We start from the raw sequence: 17154 nt of genomic DNA, 5'->3' as shown, positions 1-17154 counted from the left end.
TCAGCCGTGCCTTTGTCTGAGTTCGGTCTCTGAAGAGGATTGCTGAGCAGTGCCTATGAAGCGCATCGTTAACCGTCTGCGCCCTTTTCTCACGCGGCTCCCAGACCAGCGTCAAAAACGTTGGAACGTGCTGTTGCTGATTGTGGTGGCAATTTCAATGATTTTGCTTGGTCGATTCCTGGGTTATGAGTCGACCGATATTGTTCAATCAAGAGAGATTCTGCGCCTCACCAGTACGCCACATATTGTGAATGAAGCTTCTGGTGTGGCCTCTCGGGGTAAGCCGCTTCAGGGCCTTGAGGTGAAGCGGGATGCAGCGCTTCTGGAAAAAGCTCCGTACAAGGTGTATGCAGGCGTTTACGTGGCCAATAATTTTGATGTTGATCTTGAGATTCCCGCTTTTTCAAGCAAGGGCTACCTATGGATGCAGTGGGATCAAGCATTTCAAGAGTACCTTTCTGAGCGAGAACTGAGTATTGAAGAGGTGATTAGTTTCGAGAATGATATTAATCCTGAAACCACTGCGATTACGCCTCTTCGCGAGGCGCGTAAGCTCGGGCAAGGGATGTTTTCCCAGGGATTTGTTTACACGGGTCAGTTTTATATTGATACCTTGGATTTGCGTCGTTTTCCGTTTAATTCGGTCAGTCTTCCCATCGTTCTTGAGGCTGAAGATCCTTTCGGAGATCTGGTCTTTGAGAATTTGCGACTCATCCCTGATCTCCGCGACAGCGGTTTAGGGTTGTATTCGTCGCTCCCTGGATGGCTCTCTCGAGGGTGGTCTATCGGAGAGTATCGACACCATTTTTCCTCGGGTTTGGGGTTCAGCTCTGAGGATAATGAGTTTAGTCAGCTGATCTTTGATTCCTCTTATCAGCGATCGAGTTGGTCGGCCTTCTGGACCTTGATTCAGCCGTTGATCATTGTGATGGCATCCGTCATTTTGATCACGCGTGTGATGACTGAATTCCGAATAGAAATTCCTGTTGCAGTGCTTTTAACGTTGATATTTTTGCAGGAGGGTTACAAGGCGGATTTGCCAGATCTTTCGTATCTTACGTTTATGGATAGTGTGTATGTGATCGCTTATCTCACGTCGTTTGTAAGTTTCGGGCTGGTGCTCTACCTCGAAGCCCTCAAGCGTCGAGCTGCTAATGCACAAGACCCTGATCTCCGTCGGCTGTTGTTGCGTAGAGAGTTGTTTTTAGAGCAGATCTGGCCTTCGCTCTCACTTTCAATTCTGGTTGGGGTTTCGCTGGTGACCTGGACGTTGACTTAGGAGTTATCAGGAGGGTTTTAAGGTTGCCAAGGGCCGCTGCCGAGAAACACGAGATCCACGTTCTGACTTCCTCGCCTGTTTTGAACCGGTGATGTGCGTTTAAGTTCCTTCATCAGAGCTGATCTGGTGGGCTGTGGACCTAAATTTTTTAGTGCGTTGATCAGCCATTCAGCCGCGAGGAAGCCCTCAAGGCTGACGAAATCAAAATCAGGCTGGTCACTTTGTGCTTGTAATGTTTTTTGGTAGCGCTTCACATCGGGTTGGCGACGATCCCAAGGGAAAGGAACCACTTGGGTGACGCCGATTCCGTAGGACGCACTCTGGGGAAGGTCGTCGAACAGTGCTTTCGTTCCGATGAAGGAAATGGTCATCAGCTGGGGATGGCTGCCCATGCGATGCAGGTTGGAAACGACGGCGCTCATGGTTTGACTGGTGGAAATCACCACGAGCGCGTCTGGATTGCTTCGGTCGAGGCTGAGTGCCGCTGCACTGACACGGGTGGAGTTTCTCGGTAGCGGAACCGTGCTCGCTGGTTTGAGCCCATGGCGTCGTAAGGCTGATCTCAGGCTGGCCAGGACGTCCTTCCCGTAGGCGTCGTTCTGGTAGGCGATGGCGATGCGCACATATCCGTCGTTGATGAGGTGGTTGACAATGCGATTGGCTTCTTGGGCGTAACTGGAGCGGTAGTGCACAAGATTGCCCTGTTGCGGCTGTCGTAGTGCGCTAGCCCCTGTCATCGGCGCGATGATGGGAAGCTTGGCCTTGCTCGCTGCGTTGAGGATGGCTTTGGTTGTGGGAGTCCCCACGTACCCGAAAAGACCCAGCACCTCAGGTTGCTTCGTGAACAGTGCTGTATTGGTGATGGTCAAATTGGGTTCATAGCCATCATCCAAGCGCCAGATTTTTACAGGGCGTCCGTTGATTCCACCAGCCTGATTGATCTCGCGAAGCGCGGCATCGATCCCCCTGCTGTAGCTCTTGCCCAGGTGTGCAGCAGGGCCTGTTAGTGGGAGTGACTGAGCGAAAATGTAGGGCTTTGGTTGCTCGTTCAGCAGTGAGTTGATGTTTGATGTCGCGACCGCGTTCTTTCTGCTTGGATCAACGTTGTCTCCTTTAGGAGCAATCAAGGTCGAGCGTTTGGCGTGGAAGGTTGTTCCAGCCCAAAGCCCCAAGGCCAGCATTGTGATTCCTGCAGACCACATCAGGGCCCGAGGGAGATGGCGAGATGGCCTGGGGCTTGTCACTCAGCTCAGAAGATGATTGAGGTGTTTCGCAACACATTGAACGGCAGCACGTGCCGTGGCGTAAGCCATGCGCATTGGGCCCACAAGAGCCACTTGCCCCACACCTCCTTGTCCATCCCGATAACTCGATTGGATCACAGAACAGTCGCTCAGAGCCGTATGGGGATGCTCCCCGCCGATCCAAACCCAGTCATCATGACCGGGACCGCTGGGGATGAAGGCGGCGGGGTTGCAATCCATCAGATCGAGGAGCGGGGCCACCTTGGTGCTGTCGCTGAACTCCGGTTGTGCCACCAGTCTGGACACGCCATGAACGTGAGCGCTCTGATCACTTGGGCTGATGAATCGACCTTCTTCGTTGTGAAGGGCTTCCCTCAGTGCCTGTCCACAGGTTTGCAGCTGCTGCGGTAACGACTCCCAGCTGATCTGTCCGGACTGATGCAGTTGATCATCGGTCCAGCGCTCAAGGGCCGCCACCTGATGGACACTGCCGTGAGGCAAACGCAGATTGAGGTGATGGGTTTGGCTGGAATCAGCCACCAGCATCACCAAAAGCCTTTCATCCGTGGGGACCAGGCGAATCGCGTGCAGCCGTTGCTCTGACGGTTGCGGCAGGGTGATCAGGCTCATCAACCCTGTGAAATCGGTTAAGCGCCGTGTCAGCTGCTGCAGGAGATCATCGAGTGCAGCCCAGCGCAAGCTCAGTTGGGTGAGTTCCTGCTCAAGGTGGTGAACTGCGGCTCCAGGCTTGGGCAGCAAGCAGTCCACGTAGTGGCGGTACCCCCTTGGACTGGGAATTCGACCGGCGGATGGATGGGGCTGCACCAGCAGGCCTTTTTGCTCCAGAGCTCCCATCGCCGAACGCACCGTGGCTGAGCTCGCCTGAAGCCCGAAACGCTGAACGAGGGTTTTGCTGCCTACCGGTTCAATCGTGTCCACGTAGTGATGGACCGTGGCCTGCAGCACTTCCTGTTGGCGTCGGGGCAGGAGCTCCACAGCAGCTAACGAGATGGAGCGATCGTACGAATGATTCCTTGGATTCGAGCGTGACCGTCACGAAGCCGACGGTTGGTTCAGGCAGGAATGGCGTTCAGTAGCGCGGCACGGAGGAATCCACGGCCAGGCTCCAGGCATCAATGCCACCCTCGAGATTCCAAACCTCCTGCGCGGGATTGCGTTCCAGCAGCCAGCATCCGAAGTTCCAGCTGCGCACCCCTGCATGGCAAAGCACAACCACGGCTTGGGATGCGGGCAGCCGCTGGTCGATGGCATCCATCCATTGCGCCGCCTCACTTAACGGCAGATGCTCCACTGGGTAGGGAAAGGCAGCGATTGTCAGTTCTCTGTGTTCACGAACATCGACCAGGGTCAACGCAGGCTCCTTCTTCAGCCAGGCCGCCAGCTCCGCGGCGGTCAGGGGTTGAGGCGTGCGTTGGTTCATGGCATCAGTCTGGCTCTGGGCTGGCCATGCATCCTGGATGCATGAAGATGACCATGATGTCCTTCACCGCTTGTTCATGAAGGGGCGTTCGTTCCTGCTCGCTCTGGTCGCATCGGCCATGGTGCTCCTCACCCTGGCCCTCGGGGTGTGGTGGGCAATGGCCAGACAGAGCCCGCTACGGATTGTGGATCGCCCGTTGGAGCTCACCCGAGCGGCGCGATTCATGCCCCGCGATGCTGAACTCACCTTCAATTGGCTGGTGGATCCGTCGCGCATCCCGGCCTATGCCCGAGCTGTTGCCCCGGTGCGTCAACGCGAGGCCGTGAGTGAAAGCACCCGCCAGCTCCGTGATGGCGCTTTCGCTCTGGCAGGCCTGAATTTCAACGACGAACTGCGGGACTGGATCGGCCCGCAGGTGAGTTTGGCCGTGTTGGATGACAGCACCGCCAACGCCGGTGATCCGGGCGCTTTGGGGTGGGTTCTGGCTCTGTCCAGTCAGGACGACGACGGGGCGAGACGTTTTCTGCAGCGGTTCTGGCAGACCCGCAGCCTGGCCGGGACTGATTTGCAGATCACCCGCTATCGGGGCATGGGTGTGATTAGTGGTCGAGGTGCCTTGTTGGGGCGCGACCCCCAGCCGATCGCCACGGCACTGATCGATGATGACCTTCTGCTCCTGGCTTCAGGTCGTGGGGTACTGGAGCAGGCCCTCGATGTGTCGCAGTTGGAGAGTTTGCAGCTCCAAGGCGATGAAGGTCTTGCCAATGATTTGAGATCTCTCGGTTCTGGGGTGGCGTTTCTCACAGCCAGTCCAGCTGCCATGCAGCGTTGGCTTGGCGTCCCCGCCGTGATCGCCAACCGTGGTGATCTCACCGGTTTGGTCGCTGGCCTCGCAACCCAGGGCACGGATCTCGACCTGAAGGCGCTGGTTCGTTTTCGAGACGAGGTGATACCTGCGGCCGATGAACGCTCTGATGCTGAGGCTCTCCTTGCCGGTGCCGGGGGGGACGCTCACGCGCTGGCCCTGTTGTCGGCGCCCCAGGCATTGATCAATCCCGACAGCCAGAATCCTTTGGCGCAGTGGATTGCTCCAGCGTTGCGGCGAGCGCTGGAGTCCAGCACGGCAGAAGGGGCAGCGGCTGTGGCTGCTCTCGATTCCGGCCCGCTGCTCTTCCAAGAGGGTGAGGCGGGTTGGCTTCTGGGCAGCCGTGCGGATGCACCATCGCCGGATGCGGTGAGCCGCCAGCTCGAGCAAGGCGGCCTCGTGGGATCCACCCTGGATGCCGATGGCCAATCGCTTCAGGTTTGGACACGGCTGGTGCGTCAACGACGCCATGGTGAGGAGTCGCTGACGGCTGATCTTGCTGTGGCGTTAGAGCATGGTTCTGGCTTCAACTGGTGGGGGCAAACCCTGGAGGGACTGCGTCAACGTCGCAGTGGCAGCGATCCAAGCGCTCTGAAGCAGCATCTGCAGGAGTTGCGCAGCCTGGTCAAGGCACCGATCACGCAGCAGCTCGCCCTGTCCGCCGATCCAAGTCGGGATGGCCTTGCGCAGTGGCGACCCTGGATTCTGCTTCAGGGCCTGGGTGGACGAGCGCTGAGTCCTGCGGTGCAGAGCCTCACGCTGGCTGCAGCACCAGACTCAGCATCAAGTCAGAGTGGTGAGTCGAGCAGCCTGCGTCTGCATGCCCGCCTCCGATTCGGTTGATCTCTTCCTGTTCCGTCATGGCATTGCTGCTGAACGGGACCATGGGCAGGACCATCCGGATCGCCCCCTGACGCTGCGCGGAGTGCAGCGCACCTTGGCGGTCGCCAACCGCCTTCGGGCTTTGGGTTATCGAGCCGACCAAATTCTCTGCAGTCCTTACAGGCGTGCCGCAGAAACCGCCGATCTGGCCGTACAGGCGGGTTTGGCTTCGCAGGCAAGGATCGAGTCGACCCTCGCCCCTGGACGCGATCCCAGGCCTTTGCTGCGATCACTCCACGGCCGATGCCTTCTGGTCGGCCATGAACCCGATCTCAGCGCGCTCGCCGCTGCACTGATCGGAGCGGCACCTGGCAGCCTGCGATTGCGCAAAGCAGGCTTTTGCCATCTCCGTTGGGATGCGCTTCTTGACGATCCTTTCGGACATGCTGAGCTGCAGGCGCTGCTCAAGCCTCGACTCCTGATCCCGTGCTCCGATTAAGTTGCCTCTGAGTTGAAGGCGATTGGTGAGTCCAACCGAGGGGGGAGAAATCCGTCATGAGCGCACCGGTTTGGTGTTCCGCCCTGGGTTGGAAGGGGTTCCTGCAACCCAGTCGTCAATCTGCGATATCGACGGGCAGAAGGGATTGCTGTCCTATCGCGGCTATCCCGTTGATGTGCTCGCGTCCCACTGCAGTTTCCTGGAAACCACCTACCTACTGATCTGGGGTGAACTCCCCAATCCACAGCAGCTGAGAGATTTCGAGCAGGAGGTGCAGATGCACCGACGGGTGAGCTTCCGCGTTCGCGACATGATGAAGTGTTTTCCATCGGATGGTCATCCGATGGATGCTCTGCAGTCGAGTGCGGCCTCGCTCGGGTTGTTTTACTCCCGGCGCGCCATCGATGATCCCCAGTACATCTACGACGCCGTCGTGAGGTTGATCGCCAAGATCCCCACCATGGTTGCGGCGTTTCAGTTGATCCGCAAAGGACAGGATCCGATTCAACCCCGTGATGACCTGGCCTATTCGGCCAATTTCCTTTACATGCTCATGGAGCGTGAGCCTGACCCTCTGGCGTCGAGAATCTTTGATCGCTGTCTGATCCTGCATGCGGAACACAGCCTGAATGCCAGCACGTTCAGCGCGAGGGTGACAGCCAGCACGTTGACCGATCCTTACGCCGTGGTCGCTTCCGCTGTGGGAACCCTGGCCGGTCCCCTGCATGGAGGAGCCAATGAAGATGTGCTCGCCATGTTGGATGAGATCGGGACAGCCGATCGTGCCGCCGATTACCTCGATGCGGCCATCGCAAGCAAACGCAAAGTGATGGGTTTCGGCCATCGGGAGTACCGGGTGAAAGACCCCCGTGCTGTGATTCTTCAGGCACTGGCCGAAGAGCTGTTTGCCCGCTTCGGCCACGACGAGATGTACGACGTGGCCCGTGCTCTGGAGGCCGCTGCCGAGCGTCGCCTCGGGCCGAAAGGGATTTTCCCCAATGTGGACTTCTACTCGGGCTTGGTGTACCGCAAGCTCGGCATTCCAAGGGATCTGTTCACGCCCGTGTTCGCCATCGCCAGGGTGGCGGGATGGCTTGCCCACTGGCGGGAGCAACTGGGCGCCAACCGCATTTTCCGGCCCTCTCAGATCTACACGGGCTGTTCGATGCGTCAGTGGAGCCCGCTGGAAGACCGGCTTCCCTCCGCAAGCACCTAAGTTGCACACATCAATCCTCAGTTCATGGTGACTTTCTTTGCCACCAATGCACCGGCTCTGGTGAGTCCCGGTCTGGATCTCGAACAGAGCTTCAGTCAGACCCTGGAGGGCTTCGGTCTCTCTGATCAGGCGGCCCGGTTGATCTGGCTGCCGCTGCCCATGCTTCTGGTGCTTGTGGCAGCAGTGGTTGGTGCGCTGGTCACGGTCTGGTTGGAACGCAAGATCTCCGCTGCTGTTCAGCAGCGCATTGGACCGGAATATGCCGGAGCTCTCGGTGTTCTTCAGCCCCTTGCCGATGGCCTCAAGCTTCTGGTCAAAGAGGACATCATTCCGGCAAGGGCTGATGGGCTGCTGTTCACGCTTGGCCCTGTGCTCGTCGTGGTGCCGGTGATCCTGTCCTGGCTGATCGTTCCCTTTGGACAGAATCTTCTGATCAGCAATGTGGGGGTTGGGATCTTCCTCTGGATCTCCCTCAGCAGCGTTCAGCCCATCGGGCTGCTGATGAGTGGGTATGCCTCCAACAACAAGTACTCCCTGCTCGGTGGACTCAGGGCTGCCGCCCAGTCGATCAGCTACGAGATTCCGCTTGCCCTCGCTGTTCTCGCGGTGGTGATGATGAGCAATTCACTCAGCACCGTCGACATTGTCAGCCAGCAGACAGGCGCTGGAATCCTGAGCTGGAACATCTGGCGCCAACCGGTGGGTTTCCTGATCTTCTGGATCTGTGCCCTGGCTGAATGCGAACGTCTTCCTTTCGACCTCCCCGAAGCGGAAGAGGAACTGGTCGCCGGTTACCAGACCGAATACGCGGGCATGAAATTCGCCCTCTTCTATTTGGGCAGCTACATCAACCTGGTGTTATCCGCCCTTCTGGTCTCCGTTCTGTATCTCGGTGGCTGGGGCTTCCCAGTGCCCGTGGAATGGCTCGCTGGTTGGCTTGGCCAGTCTGTTGACGCGCCGCTCGTTCAGGTGATCACAGGCGCGACAGGCATCGTGATGACCGTGCTGAAGGCTTACCTGCTGGTGTTCATCGCCATCCTGCTGCGCTGGACCACGCCCCGGGTGCGCATTGACCAGCTCTTGGACCTCGGTTGGAAATTTCTGCTTCCGCTGGCCTTGGTCAATCTGCTGGTCACGGCGGCTCTCAAGCTCGCATTCCCCGTAGCGTTCGGTGGGTGAACACGACACTTTCATCCGGGTGACGTCATCATGACGCTCTGGTTTTCTCTCGTCAGACCGCTTCTTACCTGACCTCAGCCAATGTTCGGTTTCCTCAAACAGGTTGGTGACTACACCCGCGACGCTGTTGACGCAGCGCGCAATCTCACCCAAGGCCTGGCTGTCACCTTCGATCACATGAAGCGCCGTCCCGTGACGGTGCAGTACCCCTACGAGAAGCTGATTCCGTCAGAGCGCTACCGCGGAAGGATTCACTACGAGTTCGACAAGTGCATCGCTTGTGAAGTCTGCGTGCGGGTTTGTCCCATCAACCTCCCAGTGGTGGACTGGGTGATGAACAAGGAGACCAAGAAGAAGGAGTTGCGGAACTACTCCATCGACTTCGGGGTCTGCATTTTCTGTGGCAACTGTGTGGAGTACTGCCCCACCAATTGCCTGTCGATGACGGAGGAGTATGAGCTGGCTGCTTTCGACCGCCACAGCCTCAACTTCGACAACGTGGCCCTCGGGCGGCTCCCAACCAGTGTGACCACCGACCCCGCCGTCCAACCCCTCAGGGAATTGGCGTATCTTCCGGCCGGTGAAGTGCAGCCCCATGGCGTGGATCCATCGCGTCCGCGGGCAGGTCAACGTCCCGACCAGGTTCTGTCCTCTCTGAAGCAGAACGCTGGTGGCTCAGCAGGCAATGAGGGAGAATCGGCGACATCAACCAACACCAGCAAGGGGAGCGCTGAATGACGATCGCAGCGTCAACGCAGCTGATCAGCTTTCTTGTTCTCAGCGCTGTCATCGTTCTGGGAGCCCTTGGTGTTGTGCTCCTCAGCAACATCGTGTACTCGGCCTTCCTCCTGGGTGGCGTTTTTCTCGCGGTCGCTGGCCTTTATTTGCTGCTGAATGCCAGCTTTGTGGCAGCCGCCCAGGTCCTGGTCTATGTCGGTGCTGTCAATGTTCTGATCCTGTTCGCGATCATGCTGGTCAACAAGCGTGAGGATCTGGCTCCGATTCCTGGGATTGCAGTCCGTCGTCTGCTCTCCGGTGGGGTTTGTGCGGGCTTGTTCGTTCTCCTGACCCGCGTGGTGCTCACCACGCCTTGGGCTCAGGGGCCAGAGCCCATCGGCGAAGGGGCGACGATTCGCATCGGTGAGCACCTTTTCACCGACTACCTGCTTCCCTTCGAGCTGGCATCCGTGCTGCTTCTGATGGCCATGATTGGGGCCATCGTGTTGGCGCGGCGGGATGTGCAGGCAGTGGACCCAGGCACTGGTGAAGCTGTGGATCAAGGCTTGATCGAAAAAGCACGCACTCCTCTGCTGGTGGACCAGCCACCCGCCTGATCTTCTCTTCCCCTCTCACCCATGGCTTCTGAGCTGCTTTCCGGTTCCGTTCCCCTCGAGGCTTACCTTCTTGTTGCGGCAGTTTTGTTCTGCACAGGAGTTTGGGGGCTGATCAACAGTCGTAACGCTGTTCGGGTGCTCATGAGCATCGAGTTGATGCTCAACGCCGTGAACATCAATCTCATGGCGTTCTCGTCCTACGTGGATGGACAGTTGATTCGAGGACAGGTGTTCTCGGTTTTTGTGATCACCGTGGCTGCGGCGGAGGCTGCTGTTGGTTTGGCGATTCTTTTGTCGCTTTATCGCAATCGCGTCACAGTGGACATGGAACGCTTCAACCTTCTGCGCTGGTAGGGCAGCGCCCCCACCATGCAGCTGCAACGGGTTTGGCTGATCTATAGGGCTGACAGTCCGCTCGCTCTGAAGGAGGCAAAAGCGTGTGCTTCCCAGTTGGAGTTGCTGGGTGTGTCTGTTGCGATCGCAATGAGTGGGCTCACGGCGGATCCCTTTCCCGGTCTTCTGGCATCTGAGCCTGAGCTGCCTGATTTGGCGGTTGTTCTCGGTGGCGATGGCACCGTGCTTGGAGCCGCTCGGCACCTGGCCGTGCTGGATGTCCCCATCCTCTGCTTCAACGTGGGTGGCCATCTGGGATTTCTGACCCATGAGCCTGGCCTGCTGCGCAGTGACACGCTCTGGACGCGGATTCTTGAGGATCATTTCGCCATGGAGCGACGCATGATGCTTCAGGCCGTGGTCAACAGAGGCGATGATCTGGCCTGTCCCGTTTCAGGCCTTCCCTCGGGGGCGACGTCTGTGGAGGAACGGCACTGGGCTCTCAACGACATCTATCTCCGCCCTTATCGCGAGGATCTTGCCCCAACATGCACGTTGGAACTGGAGATTGATGGAGAGGTGGTGGATCAGGTGAGGGGTGATGGGTTGATCCTGTCCACACCCACTGGTTCCACCGGCTACGCCATGGCGGCTGGAGGACCCATTCTTCACCCCGGGATTGACGCAATCATCGTCAGTGCCATCTGTCCGATGAGCTTGTCGAGTCGACCGATTGTGCTTCCCCCTCGCTCGCGTCTGGTGATCTGGCCTCTCGGGGATTCCCATCGCCAGGTGAAGCTCTGGAAGGATGGTGCCGCGGGGGAAGTGATGGCACCTGGGGAATGCTGTGTGATTCAACGGGCTCCCCATCACGCCCTCATGGTGCAGCTGGAGCAGAACCCTTCGTACTACCGCACCTTGTCGCGCAAACTGCATTGGGCGGGCAGTTTGGTCGACAGCATGCCTTCGCCGAACTGAAACCCCGATGCCTCTCGAGATCGAACGACGTTTCTTGGTGACCGGTTCGGGCTGGCGTGCCTTGGCAGGTGCTCCTCAGCCGCTCAGGCAGGGCTATCTGGCGGTGTCCAAGGATGGTGTCACCGTGCGGATGCGCTTGCGCGCCGATGGTCAGGCCTGGCTCACCCTCAAGGCGCCCACGTCGGGACTTGCACGCCATGAATTTGAATATCCCCTGCCCACCACCGATGCAGAGGCGCTCTGGGATCTGGCACCTCATCGCCTGATCAAGACCCGCTATTCCCTCGCGCTGCCCGGTGGTGACTGGGTTGTGGATTGCTTCGAGGGGGACAACGCCCCTCTTGTGCTCGCTGAGGTGGAGTTGGCTCGTGAAGGGGCCTCTCTTGATGTGCCTTCGTGGTGTGGCCAGGAAATAACGGGTGATGGCCGCTGGAGCAATGCGGCCCTCGCTGCCACTCCCATGGCGGCATGGCCTGATGAGCTGAGATCCAGCTACGGCTTGAGCACCGGTGAATGAGTCCAAACACCCTTGAAGGCTTCTTTGGTTTTCCTTTAGATTTCTCTCAGGAAACGTGAAGGTGCCGTGCACGGCCTCTATGACCATGAGGGGATTTTGCGATTCATCGGTCTCGATCGTGAGGCCTGCATTGCTTATGCCGATCTCTTCGACCTTTCTCTAACGCACTGCTCGATGCTCGACCTTCCCGTTCCGTTGCCGTTGGCGGTTAGGACGCGTCGTCGGATGCTTCCGGAAGCGAGCAGCAGTTGAAGCCATCCCGGCAAATTTTGCCGTGATCCATCGCCCAGTTGAGGAGGGCAACGCGATTCTTGGATCCGGTTTTTGTGAACACGTTGCTCACATGATTATCAACGGTGCGCTTGCTGATGGTGAGTCGCTCGGCAATCTCCTGATTGGTCAGTCCCTCTGAGACCAGTTCGATGATTTCAAGCTCCCTAGCGGAGAGGGAAACATTCATTGCGTCTGCTCCCTCGGCCTTGGTCATACTGACCGACTGGATCAACCTAGCCACCATCTTAGGCATCGCCGCAGAACGTGATCTTCCATAGTGGCCCTCAGAAGCGTTCCGTCGTTTGAGTTCCGCGCTGCAGCGCAGCCTTGAGGCTGGGTCCATCACGATCACTGCTGAGGTCATGCCACCGAGAGGAGGCGATCCCGCCCACACCATCGCGATGGCGGAATGCCTGCGCGGCCGTGTTCAAGCCATCAATGTCACCGATGGCAGCCGGGCGGTGATGCGCATGTGCAGTCTCGCTGTGTGTCGTTTACTGCTCGATCACGGCTTGGAGCCCGTTCTGCAGATGGCTGGACGCGATCGCAACCGCATCGCACTTCAAGCCGACCTGCTTGGCGCCCATGCCCTGGGGATCCGCAATGTGCTTTGCCTCACCGGAGATCCAGTACGCGCCGGTGATCAAGCGTCTGTTCGCTCGGTCCACGAGCTGGAGTCGGTTCGGCTTCTGCAGCAGGTGAGCGCGTTCAATCGAGGGGAGGATCCTGTCAAAGACAGGCTGGTTGACGGTCCAACCAATCTGTTCGCCGGAACTGCCGCTGATCCCCACTGCGCGAGTTGGTCCGGTCTGTCACGTCGCCTCGCGCGCAAGCGTGAGGCCGGTGCTCGATTCGTGCAAACGCAGATGGTGATGGATCCGCATGCGCTGGAAAGGTTCTGCAGAGACCTTGCCGATCCCCTCGAACTGCCAGTGCTCGCAGGGGTGTTTTTGCTCAAGTCAGCCCGCAATGCCCGGTTCATCAATCGCATGGTGCCGGGTGCATGCATCCCCGACCATCTGATTGACCGTTTGGATCAGGCCAAGGACCCAATGGCTGAAGGCATCGCGATTGCTGCTGAGCAGGTGCGTCAGTTCACAGGAATCGCCCAGGGGGTGCATCTGATGGCTGTGAAAGCGGAACAGCGCATTCCTGAGGTGTTGGACCGTGCCGGTGTCAGCTTGCCGGTGCAGTGAGGTCGGTGCCGAGCAGCTCGGCCATGGCCTTTTGCTGGGGGGAGGGCTCCACAAGATCTTGGCGACGGGCATCGGTGATCAGCCAGTCGAGCGCTGCTTCCTGAAGGTCGAAATGGTCGCCGTTGCGGCCAACGCAGTAGCGACCGAACACCAGTTTCTCCACCAGCTGCACGCCGGCACCGATTCTCGAGTAGTCAAAAATGATGGAGTTGTCGATCGTGGCCCCTTCGCAGATGTGGCAGCTGGGGCCAATCATCGAGGGACCGATCAAGGTGGCTCCGTCTTCGATTCGGGTCATTCCGCCCACATAAACCGGCCCCTGCACATTGATGCGATCCCAGTTGGCCGCCACGTTCAGGCCGGCATACACACCGGGACGTACTTGCTTGCCAGGGATGCCCACCTGCCGGACTTCGCCCTGCAGCACGCTGCGGATGGCCTGCCAGTAGTCGGGAACCTTGCCAATATCGACCCATTCAAAATCCATGGGCAGGGCGTAGAAGGGAGCTCCGAGTTCCACCAGCTTCGGGAAGAGGTCGGAGCCGATATCAAATGATTGACCTGATGGAATGTGATCGAAGATCTCGGGTTCGAAGAGGTAGATACCGGTATTGATCGTGTCGCTGAGGGCTTCCTCAATCGTTGGCTTCTCTTGGAAGGCTTTGATCTGGCCTTCTTGATCACTGACAACAACGCCGTAGCTGCTCACCTGATCTTTAGGGACCCTTTTGGTGATCAGGCTGGCCATGGCACCCTTTTCTCGATGGCGGCGCACGGCCTCGGTGAGATCAAGGTCGATGAGCGCATCACCGCAAAGCACCACAAAGGTGTCGTCGAAAAATCTCTGAAAATCCTGGATTTTTTTCAGCCCACCCGCTGAGCCGAGGGCATCACCAATCAACTCGCCATCTTCGATTCTTCCCTCGAAGCTGTAAGCGATCTCTACGCCGAATCGCTGACCATCGCGGAAGTAATTCTCGATTTCTTCAGCGAGGTGAGACACATTCACCATCACCTCCTTGAACCCATGCTCCTTGAGAAGTTCGAGCAGGAACTCCATCACCGGCTTTTGCAGGATCGGAATCATGGGTTTGGGGATCACGTGGGTGATCGGCTGGACCCTTGTTCCTCTGCCCGCGGCCAGGATCATCGCCTTCATCGGCGTTACACAGCTTTTGATTCGAAAAGCCACCATAAGTGGGGGCTTAGGCGGCTATCGCTGCTTTGGCCGGCACGACATCTGGCACGTCAAGGCTGGTCAGGGGGAGTTGTGCCATGGCGCCAGGCTCCAGAAGCCGTCTGAGCTGAATCGGTCCATGCAAAGTCCCGACCTGCTCCAACTCCACTTGACCCTGTGATGAGAGGAACAGGAGGGCCCAGAACACACCGACACGATCGGTGTCGAGATCCGGCGCAGCAGCGTCGCCCCAGCGCTCAACGAGGCTCTCGAAGTTGACCCACTGCAGAGCCTGTTCCCACTTGTTGAGGAACACACCAAGTGCGGCGGTGGTTTCCGGAAGCTTTTCGCGATGGGCCAGGGCTGCGACCTGGGCGATCGCTTCGCGATTGGAGAATCGTTTCTGTCGTTGGCGTCGACGCATGTCCAGCTCATCCGACTCCAGCTGTTCAGCAATCGACTCCAGCTGTTCAATCAGCTCTCCGAGGGTGACCGGTCGGCGTAGGGGCGGCGGCGCCACCGGACGGCGCAGAAGATGTTTTTCAGGACGTCTGGGGAGGTCGAAGCTTGGATCCAGCCATCCCTGATCAGCGAAGTCAGCGTCGAAGGCCTCCTCCAGCACTGGTTCCGGTGGGAATGTTTGGGCCTCAAGCACTTCAGCCTTGAGGCTGACCAAAACCGATGCGGCCAGAAAGGCTTCGCTGCTGTCGGCCAGATCGCGTTCGTAGCTGCCTCCCCTGTTGTTGATCTCCGCCGCGACGCGCTTCGGAACCTCGATCCTTTGCTTGAGCTGGTCGAGGAATCCATCGACCACGGCGATCACATCCACATCCCAGGGGTCTAAATCGCCGCGTTGCGCTGCATCCTGGAGCAGACGAATGGCAAGCCTGGCGCCGGAATCAGCACTTGGATTCAGCCCGGCTTCTGCCACCCGTGATCACCATCTCCTGGAAAAGTACCGATCCTGGAAGGGATGGGCCAGTCCTAGGGAAGCTTTGGTGCCTGAAGCAGAGCAGGTGCGAGGCTTGGGTTTCGGATCAGCGGTGCGGTGGGACGGCTGATGGTTTCCATTGCCGCAACATCACGATCCACCAGCGCCTCGATTGCCGTGCGGTAACTGTCGGTCATCAGGCGTGGGTAGAGGCCGATGCCGATAATCGGCACCAGCAAACAGCCGATGATGTAAACCTCGCGGGGCTCGGCATCCACCAAATTGGTGTTCGAGGCCAGCTGAACATTTTCCTTGCCGAAGAAGATTTCTCGCAGCATCGACAGCAGATAGATCGGAGTCAGGATCACACCAACCGCCGCTAAACCGTCAATCACAATCCGGAACGTGAGGGTATAAGCCTCGTCGGTGGCAAATCCGGTGAAGACCATCAGTTCACTGACAAAGCCACTCATTCCTGGCAAAGCCAGGGACGCCAGAGAGCACACGGTCCAGAGGGCAAACATGATGCGCATCTTCTGTCCCACTCCGCCCATCTCATCGAGCTGAAGCGTGTGGGTGCGGTCATAGGTGGCGCCCACAAGAAAGAAGAGGCTGGCTCCGATTAGCCCGTGGCTGATCATCTGGAGCATGGCTCCGCTCGTGCCCAGCGCACTGAAGCTGCCGATGCCGATCAACACAAATCCCATATGACTGATTGAGCTGTAGGCGATCTTGCGTTTGAGATTGCGTTGGGCGAAGGAGGTGAGTGCTGCGTAAATGATGTTGACCACACCCAGAACCACAAGCAGCGGTGCGAACTGCGCATGCGCGTCTGGCAACATCTCGGCGTTGAAACGCATCAGTGCATACCCCCCCATTTTCAGAAGGATCCCTGCCAGCAGCATGTGCACAGGAGCTGTGGCCTCACCATGGGCATCAGGAAGCCAGGTGTGCAGCGGCACGATCGGTAGCTTGACCCCAAAAGCGATCAGTAGGCCTGCGTAACAAAGAAGTTGAAAACTGGTGCTGAACCCTTTCTGGGCCAGTACGGCGTATTCGAAATTGGGCGTTCCTCCGCCCATGAAGCCCATGGCCAGCGCCGCCAGAAGGATGAATAGAGAGCTTCCTGCGGTGTAAAGGATGAATTTGGTCGCTGCATATTGCCGCTTTTTTCCTCCCCAAATGGCCAGCAGCAAATACACAGGCAACAGTTCGAGTTCCCAGGCCAGAAAGAAGAGGAGCATGTCCTGAACAGCGAAGACAGCAATCTGCCCCCCGTCCATGGCCAGCATCAGGAAAAAGAACAGCTTCGGCTTGAAGGTCACAGGCCACGCGGCCAGAACGGCCAGTGTTGTGATGAAGCTGGTGAGAAGAATCAGGGGCATGGACAAGCCATCGGCGCCAACGGCCCAGGTCAGGCCGAGATTCGGAAGCCAGCTCACCCGCTCTGAAAGCTGAAGCCCACTGAAGCTGGGGTCGTAGCCATTGAGGTAGGCAGCGACTGTGATCAGAAACGTGGTTAAGGCGATCCCAAGGGCGAACCAACGCACCTGACGTCCGTCACCCTGATCAGGGATGAAGGGAACCATCAGCGAACCAACGATCGGGAAGAGGATCGAAAGGCTCAGCCAGGGGAACTGGGCGGGAATGATTCCCGCGGAGATATCAGCTGCCGGGTCAAACGGAGCACTGACGGCAAACTCGAGCAAGGGTCAGCACATTCACCACTGCTCGGAGTGTAGAAATGCTGAGTGAACTGGCATCCTGTCGATAGGCGTTGACACACACAACGCCTGATTCCCCAGGCTGGCCATCAGGCGATCGGACCCCCAGGAACCCAAGGCAACACCATCAGGGCTGTCACCCTCCG

18 protein-coding genes are annotated in these 17154 nt (G+C 58.4%); 11 read left to right on the top strand and 7 right to left on the bottom strand.

The genetic code is table 11. From position 1 onward, the window contains the following. Positions 1-55: 55 nt before the first annotated feature. Positions 56-1279, top strand: a complete 1224-nt coding sequence (locus KQ296_RS02045; RefSeq protein ID WP_011934185.1) for a hypothetical protein — start codon at positions 56-58, stop codon at positions 1277-1279. Positions 1280-1296: 17 nt separating this feature from the next. Here the strand turns inward: KQ296_RS02045 and KQ296_RS02040 are convergent, their stop codons facing one another. From KQ296_RS02040 to KQ296_RS02030, 3 genes are all read right to left on the bottom strand, one after another. Then, complete coding sequence (locus KQ296_RS02040; RefSeq protein WP_083833659.1) at positions 1297-2460, bottom strand: ABC transporter substrate-binding protein; 1164 nt, start codon at positions 2458-2460, stop codon at positions 1297-1299. A 63-nt stretch (positions 2461-2523) separates the two neighbouring features. Further along, positions 2524-3519: a heat-inducible transcriptional repressor HrcA gene (gene hrcA, locus KQ296_RS02035; protein WP_011934183.1), complete on the bottom strand. Its 996-nt coding sequence runs from the start codon at positions 3517-3519 to the stop codon at positions 2524-2526. A gap of 94 nt (positions 3520-3613) precedes the next feature. Further along, positions 3614-3964, bottom strand: coding sequence for a rhodanese-like domain-containing protein (locus KQ296_RS02030; protein ID WP_011934182.1), 351 nt, complete (start codon positions 3962-3964; stop codon positions 3614-3616). A gap of 76 nt (positions 3965-4040) precedes the next feature. Between KQ296_RS02030 and KQ296_RS02025 the strand changes: the two genes are divergently transcribed. The 9 genes from KQ296_RS02025 to KQ296_RS01985 all read left to right on the top strand — a co-directional run bounded on the left by KQ296_RS02025 (position 4041) and on the right by KQ296_RS01985 (position 11707). Then, positions 4041-5672: a DUF3352 domain-containing protein gene (locus tag KQ296_RS02025; RefSeq protein WP_041428974.1), complete on the top strand. Its 1632-nt coding sequence runs from the start codon at positions 4041-4043 to the stop codon at positions 5670-5672. Beyond that, the gene (sixA, locus tag KQ296_RS02020) at positions 5650-6150 is read left to right on the top strand and encodes a phosphohistidine phosphatase SixA (protein ID WP_011934180.1); all 501 of its coding nucleotides are present in this window, start codon (positions 5650-5652) and stop codon (positions 6148-6150) included. Before KQ296_RS02025 ends, sixA begins: the two co-directional genes overlap by 23 nt. Positions 6151-6175: 25 nt before the next feature. After that, a complete protein-coding gene (locus KQ296_RS02015; protein WP_011934179.1) occupies positions 6176-7366 on the top strand; it encodes a citrate synthase in 1191 nt (396 codons plus the stop codon). A 60-nt stretch (positions 7367-7426) separates the two neighbouring features. Continuing rightward, positions 7427-8545 (top strand): NADH-quinone oxidoreductase subunit NuoH, encoded by a 1119-nt coding sequence (nuoH, locus tag KQ296_RS02010; protein ID WP_259726322.1) that lies wholly within the window; start codon positions 7427-7429, stop codon positions 8543-8545. An 81-nt stretch (positions 8546-8626) separates the two neighbouring features. Continuing rightward, on the top strand, positions 8627-9283 hold the full coding sequence (ndhI, locus tag KQ296_RS02005) for an NAD(P)H-quinone oxidoreductase subunit I (protein WP_011934177.1): 657 nt from the start codon (positions 8627-8629) through the stop codon (positions 9281-9283). Continuing rightward, the gene (locus tag KQ296_RS02000) at positions 9280-9879 is read left to right on the top strand and encodes an NADH-quinone oxidoreductase subunit J (RefSeq protein ID WP_011934176.1); all 600 of its coding nucleotides are present in this window, start codon (positions 9280-9282) and stop codon (positions 9877-9879) included. The genes ndhI and KQ296_RS02000 overlap by 4 nt, the downstream gene beginning before the upstream one ends. A gap of 21 nt (positions 9880-9900) precedes the next feature. After that, positions 9901-10233 carry an NADH-quinone oxidoreductase subunit NuoK gene (gene nuoK / locus KQ296_RS01995; RefSeq protein ID WP_011934175.1) on the top strand — a complete coding sequence of 111 codons (333 nt, stop codon included), beginning with the start codon at positions 9901-9903 and terminating at the stop codon, positions 10231-10233. 15 nt (positions 10234-10248) lie between these two features. Then, positions 10249-11190, top strand: a complete 942-nt coding sequence (locus tag KQ296_RS01990; protein WP_011934174.1) for an NAD(+) kinase — start codon at positions 10249-10251, stop codon at positions 11188-11190. 7 nt (positions 11191-11197) lie between these two features. Next, positions 11198-11707: a CYTH domain-containing protein gene (locus tag KQ296_RS01985; protein WP_011934173.1), complete on the top strand. Its 510-nt coding sequence runs from the start codon at positions 11198-11200 to the stop codon at positions 11705-11707. A 208-nt stretch (positions 11708-11915) separates the two neighbouring features. Here KQ296_RS01985 and KQ296_RS01980 read toward each other — a convergent pair whose 3' ends face one another. After that, positions 11916-12194, bottom strand: a complete 279-nt coding sequence (locus tag KQ296_RS01980; protein ID WP_011934171.1) for a helix-turn-helix transcriptional regulator — start codon at positions 12192-12194, stop codon at positions 11916-11918. Positions 12195-12282: 88 nt separating this feature from the next. Here KQ296_RS01980 and KQ296_RS01975 point away from each other — a divergent pair, with 88 nt between their 5' ends. Continuing rightward, positions 12283-13176, top strand: a complete 894-nt coding sequence (locus KQ296_RS01975) for a methylenetetrahydrofolate reductase (protein ID WP_011934170.1) — start codon at positions 12283-12285, stop codon at positions 13174-13176. On the opposite strand, the gene KQ296_RS01970 is transcribed toward KQ296_RS01975, so the two are convergent. Genes KQ296_RS01970 through KQ296_RS01960 form a run of 3 tightly spaced genes read right to left on the bottom strand, consistent with a single transcriptional unit; the run spans position 13157 to position 16993 of the window. Beyond that, on the bottom strand, positions 13157-14335 hold the full coding sequence (locus KQ296_RS01970; protein ID WP_011934169.1) for an NDP-sugar synthase: 1179 nt from the start codon (positions 14333-14335) through the stop codon (positions 13157-13159). The two genes, KQ296_RS01975 and KQ296_RS01970, sit on opposite strands and share 20 nt — an antisense overlap. 46 nt (positions 14336-14381) lie before the next feature. After that, positions 14382-15284 carry a segregation/condensation protein A gene (locus tag KQ296_RS01965; protein WP_011934168.1) on the bottom strand — a complete coding sequence of 301 codons (903 nt, stop codon included), beginning with the start codon at positions 15282-15284 and terminating at the stop codon, positions 14382-14384. Between the two features lie 53 nt (positions 15285-15337). Then, positions 15338-16993, bottom strand: coding sequence for an NAD(P)H-quinone oxidoreductase subunit 4 (locus tag KQ296_RS01960; protein ID WP_011934167.1), 1656 nt, complete (start codon positions 16991-16993; stop codon positions 15338-15340). Positions 16994-17154 lie beyond the last annotated feature (161 nt).

Origin of the sequence: Synechococcus sp. CS-197 (assembly GCF_025128215.1) — a bacterium.
GTDB lineage: Bacteria > Cyanobacteriota > Cyanobacteriia > PCC-6307 > Cyanobiaceae > Synechococcus_C.
The sequence above is the reverse complement of the archived record's forward strand: the minus strand, read 5'-3'. Positions and strand labels throughout refer to the sequence as shown.